This is a genomic window from Phaeovulum sp. (genome assembly GCF_041596715.1).
GTDB lineage: Bacteria > Pseudomonadota > Alphaproteobacteria > Rhodobacterales > Rhodobacteraceae > UBA6213.
On the sequence record NZ_JBFHIA010000154.1, the window covers coordinates 1 to 7,707 of the forward strand.

The following is a 7,707-nucleotide window of genomic DNA, read 5'->3' on the forward strand; positions in this document are numbered from 1 at the left end:
GATGCAAGCTTTCGCAAATGGCCCGGCTATGCCAATTCGGTCTGGGATCGCGACGATTTCGTGCACCCCGATATGGTGCTGATCGACGGGCGCTTTCGCGCCGCCTGTTTTGCCACCGTGGCGCTGCGTATCCAGCGCCCCGTCAATGTGCTGATCGATGATTACATCGATCGCCCCGCTTACCATGAGGTCGAACGCCTCGCCCCGCGCGCCGAAATGATCGGTCGCATGGCGCGCTTCGAACTTGCCCCGCAACCCTTTCCGGCCACGCAATTGACGTGGCTTTTGGGCCTGTTCCTGCGCCCTGGATGATCGACAAGAGGTAATTATGCTGAATATCAAGAACCTGCACGTCAAACTTGAAGATGAAGACAAGGTGATCCTGAAGGGCGTCGACCTTGAGGTTGCCGCCGGGCAAGTCCATGCGATCATGGGGCCGAACGGGTCGGGCAAATCGACGCTGTCCTATGTTCTCTCGGGGCGCGAAGGCTATGAGGTGACAGAGGGCAGCGCCACGATGCAAGGGCAGGATCTGCTGGAGCTTGACCCTGAAGAGCGCGCGGCCGCGGGGCTGTTTCTGGCGTTCCAGTATCCGGTGGAAATACCGGGTGTGGGCAACATGGTCTTTCTGCGCACCGCGCTGAATGCGCAGCGCAAGGCGCGCGGTGAAGACGAGATCAGCGCCACCGATTTTCTCAAGCTGGTGCGCGAAAAGGCCAAGACGCTTAAGATCGACGCCGACATGCTCAAGCGTCCGGTGAACGTGGGCTTTTCGGGCGGTGAGAAAAAGCGCAACGAGATCTTGCAAATGGCGGTGCTGGAGCCGCGCATGTGCATTCTCGACGAAACCGATTCCGGGCTTGATGTCGATGCGATGAAGCTGGTGGCCGATGGCGTGAACGCGCTGCGCGATGCCGGGCGCAGCTTTTTGGTTATCACGCATTATCAGCGACTTCTGGACCATATCGCACCCGATGTGGTGCATATCATGGCCGATGGGCGCATCGTGCGCACCGGCGGGCCGGAACTGGCGCTGGAGGTCGAGAAGAACGGCTATGCGGATATTCTGGCGGAGGTGCGCTGATGCAGGCCGTACGCACAGCCGCCGAAGCGCGGTTGGCCGAAATGGGCTGGCCGACGCGGCGCGATGAATACTGGCGCTGGACCGACCCGGCAACCTTCGCCGCCGAAGCCGTGCCGGAATCCGAAGCGTTCCGCGTGGCTCGTCCGATTTTCAGCGGCATGGACAAGCTGCGGCTTGTCTTTACCGATGGCGTCTTCGATGTGGCCGCGTCAGACGACATGGCGCTGGCGGGGGTCGAGATTTCGCGGCTGGCCGATGCGCCCGCATGGGCGGCCGATACGGTGGGCAGCCTAGAGGCCGCTGGGCAAAAACCCGTGCGCCGCCCGCTTGCCGCGCTGAACACGGCGCGCGCGACGGACGGTGTTCTGGTGCGTGTCACAGGCCGCGCCACAAAGCCGCTGCACATATCTTATCGCCAAAGTTCAAATACTTCCGACGCGATTTTGCACCACTATGTCAAGCTGGAGCCGGGTGCGGAGCTCACGCTTCTCGAAACCGGCACGGCGGGCGCGCGCGCCAATCTGGTGATGGAAGTCGATGTTGGCGAAGGCGCGCGCTTTCACCACATCCGCCCGCAGGGCCGCTCGATCGGGCATCGGGTCGCCAGCGCGATCTTTGCGCGGGTTGGTGCGCAGGCGGTGTTCAAATCGTTCACGCTGTCGATGAACGGGCGGCTGACGCGCAACGAAGCGATGATCGAGATTGTGGGCGACAACGCGGTGGCCCATATCGCGGGCGCGGCGCTGGGCGACGGTGCCGACGGCGATTTTCACCATGACGACACGGTGTTTATCACCCATGGCGCGGTCGGTTGCGAAAGCCGGCAGGTGTTCAAGAAGGTGCTGCGGCACGGTGCCACCGGCGTCTTCCAAGGCAAGATTCTGGTGCGAAATGGCGCGCAAAAGACCGATGGCTATCAGATCAGCCAAGCCTTGATGCTGGACGACAGCTGCCAATTTCTGGCCAAGCCCGAGCTTGAGATTTACGCCGATGACGTAAAATGCAGCCACGGCTCGACCACCGGCGCGATCGACGAAACCGCGCTGTTCTATCTGCGCTCGCGCGGGGTGCCGCGCGAAGAGGCGGTGGCGCTTTTGGTGCTATCGTTCCTTGCCGATGCGATTGCAGAGATTGACGACGAGGCGATTGCGGCAGAGATCTTGGCGCGGCTAGACGAATGGCTGGCGCGGCACCGAGGGTAAAATGGCAATCGTCCCCAATATATTCCGCACTTGGCGGCAACCGCGCGTGGTGATGCGCGCGCTGCTGGCGCAGGGGCCGCGCGAAGACCGGGCTTTGGCCACGCTGATGGCCGCGTGCCTGATTATCTTCGTATCGCTTTGGCCGCTGCAATCGCGGCTTGCCTATCTTGATCTGGGCTTGCCCGAGGCAGAACGTGTGCCGCTAGAGGCGCGCATGGCGGGGGCGGCGTTTGCCGTTATCTTCATCGGACCGCTTTTGGCCTACACGCTGGCCGCGCTGTCGCATATCGTGGCGCGCGCCTTCGGCGGGCGGGCCACGGGGTATGGGGTGCGGATGGCGCTGTTCTGGTCGATGCTGGCGGTTTCGCCTGCGCTGCTGTTGCAGGGGCTTGTAGCGGGGATCGTGGGGCCGGGGGCTGCGCTGAACCTTGTCGGCATCGTGCTGGTGGCAGCGTTTGCCGTGATCTGGGGCGCGTCGCTTCGGGTAGCCGAGTTCGAGGCACCATGATGGCACTCGATATCGCCTTTTTCACCCAGCTTGTGGCCGAAAGCGTCAAGACTCCGCGCGCGGCGGCGGCGCGATTGCTGGCGTTGTCGCTGCCGGTGCAAGTGCTGCTGCAAGCGGCGCTGGCTGTCGCGGCAGGTTCGGCGGTGCTTAGCTGGATCGCCAATGCCATGTTTCCGGTGCCGGTGGACACCCCTTGGGCGGCGCTGACCAGCTCGCCCCTGCGCATGGCGCTGGCGCAGTTGGCAGGCATGTTGCTGGTTGCGGGCGCGATGTCGGGCTTGGGGCAGGTTTTTGGCGGGCGCGGCCGCTTTGTGCAGGCCCTTGCTCTGGCCGTCTGGATCGAGGCGGTTCTGCTACTGGTGCAACTGGCGCAGGTCGTGTTGCTTTTGCTCTTTCCGCTGTTTGCTTCGGCGATGGGGGTTGCGGCCTTTGTGCTGTTCTTGTGGATGCTGACGCAATTCACCGCCGCATTGCACGGGTTCGAGCGCGGTTTCTTGGTGTTTTTGGGCATTATCGCCGCGCTTTTCGTGGCGGCGCTGGCCATCGCGGTGTTGCTGGGCTTGTTCGGCATCGTGCCGCAGACGGGGGCTTAGGCCATGTATGACGTTGCCCAGATCCGTGCCGATTTTCCGATTCTTGCGCGCGAGGTGAACGGCAAGCCGCTGGTCTACCTCGACAACGGCGCTTCGGCGCAAAAGCCGCAGGTGGTGATCGACGCGGTCACGCGCGGCTATGCGCAAGACTATGCCAATGTGCACCGTGGGCTGCATTACCTTTCGACCGTGGCGACCGAGGCTTATGAGGCGGTGCGCGGCAAGGTCGCGCGGTTTCTGGGTGCTGCCGAAGATGAGGTGGTGTTCACTACAGGCTCGACCGAGGCGATCAACATGGTCTCTTACGCTTGGGCCGCGCCGCGGATGCAGCCGGGCGACGAGATCGTTCTCAGCCTGCTAGAGCATCACGCCAATATCGTGCCGTGGCATTTCTTGCGTGAACGGCAGGGCGTGGTGTTGAAATGGGTGGCCCCCGAACCCGATGGCAGCCTGCCTGCCGAAAAGGTGCTAGAGGCCATCGGCCCGCGCACAAGGCTGATTGCGGTCACGCATATGTCGAATGTGCTTGGCACGCGCGTTGACGTGGCGGCGATCACGCGCGGTGCACATGCACGCGGGGTGCCGGTGCTGGTTGATGGCAGTCAGGGCGCGGTTCATGCGCCGGTCAATCTGGCAGAAATTGGCTGCGATTTTTATGCAGTGACTGGGCACAAGCTATACGGCCCCTCTGGTTCAGGCGCGATTGTCATCGCGCGCGAACGGATGGCCGAGATGCGCCCCTTCCTTGGCGGCGGCGACATGATCCGCGATGTGACCACCGAAAGCGTCACCTATGCCGAAGGCTATGCGCGCTTTGAGGCAGGCACGCCCGGCATTGTGCAACAAATCGGATTCGGTGCTGCGCTGGACTATCTGATGGGTCTTGGCATGGACAATGTCGCGCGCCACGAGGCCGACCTGCGTGACTACGCGCAATTGCGACTGTCCGGGCTGAACTGGCTTTCGGTGCAGGGCAACGCGCCGGGCAAGGGCGCGATCTTCTCGCTTACGCTCGACGGGCAGGCACATGCGCATGACATCTCGACCATTCTCGACCGGCGCGGCATTGCGGTGCGGGCGGGCACGCATTGCGCGATGCCCTTGCTTACCCACCTTGGGCTGACGGCAACCGCGCGCGCTTCTTTCGGGCTTTACAACACCCGTGCGGAAGTCGATGCCCTGATCTCGGGGTTGGAGCTTTGCCACGAACTTTTGGGATAAGCGCCCGGTTCGCCGCCGCCAGAAACCAGCGCAACTGAACGGCCCCTTTGGCGAGCCCGCACTGCGCTGCGGTGCAAACCGGGTGCGGTTTCGCTAACTTATCGACAAGGCAAGGATTTTAAGCGCATGCGGTGGGTGGCACCCGGCGCGGGCGCGCGCTAAACGGTGGGCCAACCGCCAACCCGGAGCCCCCATGCCCGACCTTGCCTCGCTATTGCCGCTTATTGCCGTGTTGCTGCTTGTGGGCGCTTTTGCGGGGCTGATCGCAGGGCTTTTGGGGGTAGGGGGTGGCATCGTGCTGGTGCCTGCGTATTACTATCTTTTTTCCGGTATGGGCTACGAGAGCCCGGCGCTGATGCGCGTCTGCCTTGCCACCTCGCTTGCCACGATCATCGTCACCTCGACCCGCTCGGTGCTTTCGCACAACAAGAAGGGCGCGGTCGAATGGACGATATTGCGCCAATGGGCACCGGGCATTGCGGTGGGGGCCATCATCGGGGTGGCGGTGGTGGCGCAATTGCGCACGCCGACCCTGCAGATCATCTTTGGCGCGCTGGCTTTTACGATTGCGCTTTATATGGCGTTCGGGCGTCTGGAATGGCGTTTGGGCAGTAAGATGCCGGGGCCGCGGCTGCGCGTGGTACTGTCGCCGCTGATCGGTTTTTTCTCGGTGCTGATGGGGATTGGCGGCGGCTCTTTCGGGGTGCCGCTGATGACGTTGCACGGTGTGCCGATTCACCGGGCGGTCGCCACGGCGGCGGGCTTTGGCATCACCATCGCGCTGCCTTCGGCGGTGGTGTTTTTGGCGGTACCGGTTGATGCCGCACCGCCCTTTACGATTGGTGCGGTCAATCTGCCCGCCTTCCTGATCGTCATTTCGATGACGCTGATAACCGCGCCCTTGGGGGCATCGCTTGCGCATCGGTTAAACCCCAAATTGCTGAAGCGTGTCTTTGCGGCTTTTCTTGCCGTGGTGGCGATCAACATGCTGGCCAAGGCATTGATCGGCTAAGCGATTTTACCGCTGGCCCCAGCGGCACCTCGGGGCTTAGGCGCGTTCGGCGGCCTTGGCCTCGTTCCAAAGCGCGTCCATTTCGGCCAGATCGCTTTCATCCGGGCGCTTGCCGCGCGTTTGCAGCGCCGTTTCGATATGACCAAAGCGGCGGGTGAACTTGGCGTTGGCACCACGCAGGCACGCCTCGGCATCCAGCCCCAGATGGCGGCCAAGATTGACCATCACAAACAGCAGATCGCCGTATTCATCGGCCAACGCCGCTGGTCCAAGCTGATCGCGTGCCTCAACCAACTCGCCTGCCTCTTCGACGATCTTTGCCAGCACTTCGTTGGTCGAGGGCCAGTCAAAGCCCACGCGCGCCGCCCGTTTTTGCAGCTTGAGCGCGCGGGTCAGCGCGGGCAGGCCGAGTGCGACCCCGTCAAGCACCCCTTCCTCGGCGCGCCCGGCGCGCTCGGTTGCCTTGATCCGCTCCCAGTCGGCGGTCTGCTGTTCGGGTGATTTGTCGCGGCTTTCGCTGCCAAACACATGCGGGTGCCGCGCCACCATCTTGTCGGAAATGCCGCGCACCACCGCGTCAAATCCGAATAGCCCGGCCTCTTCGGCCATCTGCGCGTGGTAGACGACTTGCAACAACAGATCGCCCAACTCTCCCTCGAGCTCGCCCCAAGCCTGCCGCTCGATAGCGTCGGCAACCTCGTGGGCTTCCTCGATGGTGTAGGGGGCGATGGTGGCGAAATCCTGCACGATGTCCCAAGGGCAGCCTGTGGCCGGGTCGCGCAAGGCGGCCATGATCGCGCGCAACCGTGCTATTCCGCCTTCGGGGTCAAAAATCAGGGGATCATGGGTCATCGCGCGCTCCGGCAATATGGCGGGGGCAGGCTAGCGGCTTGCGCGGCAAAGGCCAACGGGGTGCCGCAAAAATGCGAAACCCGGCACCGCGAGGTGCCGGGTTTGCAAGGCCGTTGTCTGGTCAGAAAGATCAGAACTGGAAGCCGACGCGCAGGGCGACGGTGTCAACATCAGCGTCGAGGTCAGCGCCGCCATAGGTGCCCGAAAGGGCGGCGCGCTGGTATTCCAGGCCGGCGAAGATGTTGTCGGTGAGCATAAACTCTGCACCGATGCCATAGGTCATGCCATCGAGATCAACATCGTCCGTACCGTCATTGATGTCGCCGCTCATGTAGCCGAGTGCGCCGTAGAACATCACGCGGTCCATCGCATAGCCCACACGGCCCTTGATTTCCATGAAGTTGCCGGCGTCAAATGCCACGGGGGTCGTGATCTCGACGTTGGATTGGTTCAGGCCAACTTCGACGCCATAGACCAAGTTGCCACGCTGCACGTTGTAGCCTGCAAATCCGCCGTAGGCGTTTCCGGAATCGATCGAGCCAGTGGTGCTGGTGTCCCAATCCCAGTCACCCGAGCTTTGACCAATTTTCAGGCCCGCATAGGCGCCCGACCAGTCATGAACTTGCACAACCGGCTCCATGACCGGCTGCGCGACCACGGGGGCCACATAGCCACCCGCGAATGCGGTGCTCGACATTGCGACAAGCAGCGCCGCGGATGAGAGAAGAGTGGTTTTAAACATAGTACGCCTCATTTTGTTGTTTATCCCTGCGCACGATCTGGTGCGCGCCAGGACCCCATTCAACCACGGGGCCATGAATCGGCCCCGGGCTGACGCATATTTATCACGATCACCGGGTAGCCTCCACCCGGGCAGGGGAAGGCCGCGCGCTGCGACGGCGAAAATCCGCCGCCGAGTCCCATGAAAATAACGATTTTTTTCGCCTGATTGCCAGCCAAACAGAATGTGCATGTCTGCAATGCAACGCTGCGAACTGGCAGGCGAACGCGGTCTGCGGCACCGCAGCGGAACCGTGGCGCACCCTACCCACGGCACGAGATTGCGCCGTGATCACTGCGCGAAATTGCCCGCTCTGCGATCTTCCCCGTTGCATCCCGCCGTCCGATCCGCTTGGGTGCCGCCAAAATCACTGGAGTCTCTCATGCCCGTTCTCAACCGCATCGCCGCCTATGCGCCCGATATGGCCGCCTGGCGCCAGCATCTGCACGCCAAC

Annotated in this window: 8 protein-coding genes and 1 pseudogene; 7 read left to right on the forward strand and 2 right to left on the reverse strand. The window is 62.7% G+C overall.

What is annotated here, in order from left to right; genetic code table 11:
• The 7 genes and pseudogenes from ABY403_RS11005 to ABY403_RS11035 all read left to right on the forward strand — a co-directional run.
• A pseudogene (locus ABY403_RS11005) lies at positions 1-312 on the forward strand (hypothetical protein); the annotation flags it as partial.
• A 16-nt stretch (positions 313-328) separates the two neighbouring features.
• A complete protein-coding gene (gene sufC, locus ABY403_RS11010; protein WP_372840856.1) occupies positions 329-1,084 on the forward strand; it encodes a Fe-S cluster assembly ATPase SufC in 756 nt (251 codons plus the stop codon).
• Positions 1,081-2,286, forward strand: coding sequence for a SufD family Fe-S cluster assembly protein (locus ABY403_RS11015; RefSeq protein WP_372840863.1), 1,206 nt, complete (start codon positions 1,081-1,083; stop codon positions 2,284-2,286). Before sufC ends, ABY403_RS11015 begins: the two co-directional genes overlap by 4 nt.
• Before the next feature lies 1 nt (position 2,287).
• Complete coding sequence (locus ABY403_RS11020; protein WP_372840857.1) at positions 2,288-2,794, forward strand: YIP1 family protein; 507 nt, start codon at positions 2,288-2,290, stop codon at positions 2,792-2,794.
• Positions 2,791-3,387, forward strand: coding sequence for a YIP1 family protein (locus tag ABY403_RS11025; RefSeq protein WP_372840858.1), 597 nt, complete (start codon positions 2,791-2,793; stop codon positions 3,385-3,387). Before ABY403_RS11020 ends, ABY403_RS11025 begins: the two co-directional genes overlap by 4 nt.
• A 3-nt stretch (positions 3,388-3,390) precedes the next feature.
• Entirely contained in the window at positions 3,391-4,608 is a 1,218-nt protein-coding gene (locus tag ABY403_RS11030) for a cysteine desulfurase (protein WP_372840859.1), read from the forward strand.
• Positions 4,609-4,801: 193 nt separating this feature from the next.
• Positions 4,802-5,620, forward strand: coding sequence for a sulfite exporter TauE/SafE family protein (locus ABY403_RS11035; protein WP_372840860.1), 819 nt, complete (start codon positions 4,802-4,804; stop codon positions 5,618-5,620).
• Positions 5,621-5,656: 36 nt separating this feature from the next.
• Here the strand turns inward: ABY403_RS11035 and mazG are convergent, their stop codons facing one another.
• Positions 5,657-6,472 carry a nucleoside triphosphate pyrophosphohydrolase gene (gene mazG / locus ABY403_RS11040; RefSeq protein ID WP_372840861.1) on the reverse strand — a complete coding sequence of 272 codons (816 nt, stop codon included), beginning with the start codon at positions 6,470-6,472 and terminating at the stop codon, positions 5,657-5,659.
• A 130-nt stretch (positions 6,473-6,602) separates the two neighbouring features.
• Positions 6,603-7,214 carry an outer membrane protein gene (locus ABY403_RS11045; protein ID WP_372840862.1) on the reverse strand — a complete coding sequence of 204 codons (612 nt, stop codon included), beginning with the start codon at positions 7,212-7,214 and terminating at the stop codon, positions 6,603-6,605.
• Positions 7,215-7,707: the final 493 nt, after the last annotated feature.

What these genes read in the sequence shown, in the direction of transcription:
- ABY403_RS11035 (WP_372840860.1), top strand. Translation starts at nt 4,802, where the DNA reads ATGCCCGACCTTGCCTCGCTATTGCCGCTTATTGCCGTGTTGCTGCTT.
- sufC (WP_372840856.1), top strand. Translation starts at nt 329, where the DNA reads ATGCTGAATATCAAGAACCTGCACGTCAAACTTGAAGATGAAGACAAG.
- mazG (WP_372840861.1), bottom strand. Translation starts at nt 6,472, where the DNA reads ATGACCCATGATCCCCTGATTTTTGACCCCGAAGGCGGAATAGCACGG.
- ABY403_RS11030 (WP_372840859.1), top strand. Translation starts at nt 3,391, where the DNA reads ATGTATGACGTTGCCCAGATCCGTGCCGATTTTCCGATTCTTGCGCGC.
- ABY403_RS11025 (WP_372840858.1), top strand. Translation starts at nt 2,791, where the DNA reads ATGATGGCACTCGATATCGCCTTTTTCACCCAGCTTGTGGCCGAAAGC.
- ABY403_RS11045 (WP_372840862.1), bottom strand. Translation starts at nt 7,214, where the DNA reads ATGTTTAAAACCACTCTTCTCTCATCCGCGGCGCTGCTTGTCGCAATG.
- ABY403_RS11020 (WP_372840857.1), top strand. Translation starts at nt 2,288, where the DNA reads ATGGCAATCGTCCCCAATATATTCCGCACTTGGCGGCAACCGCGCGTG.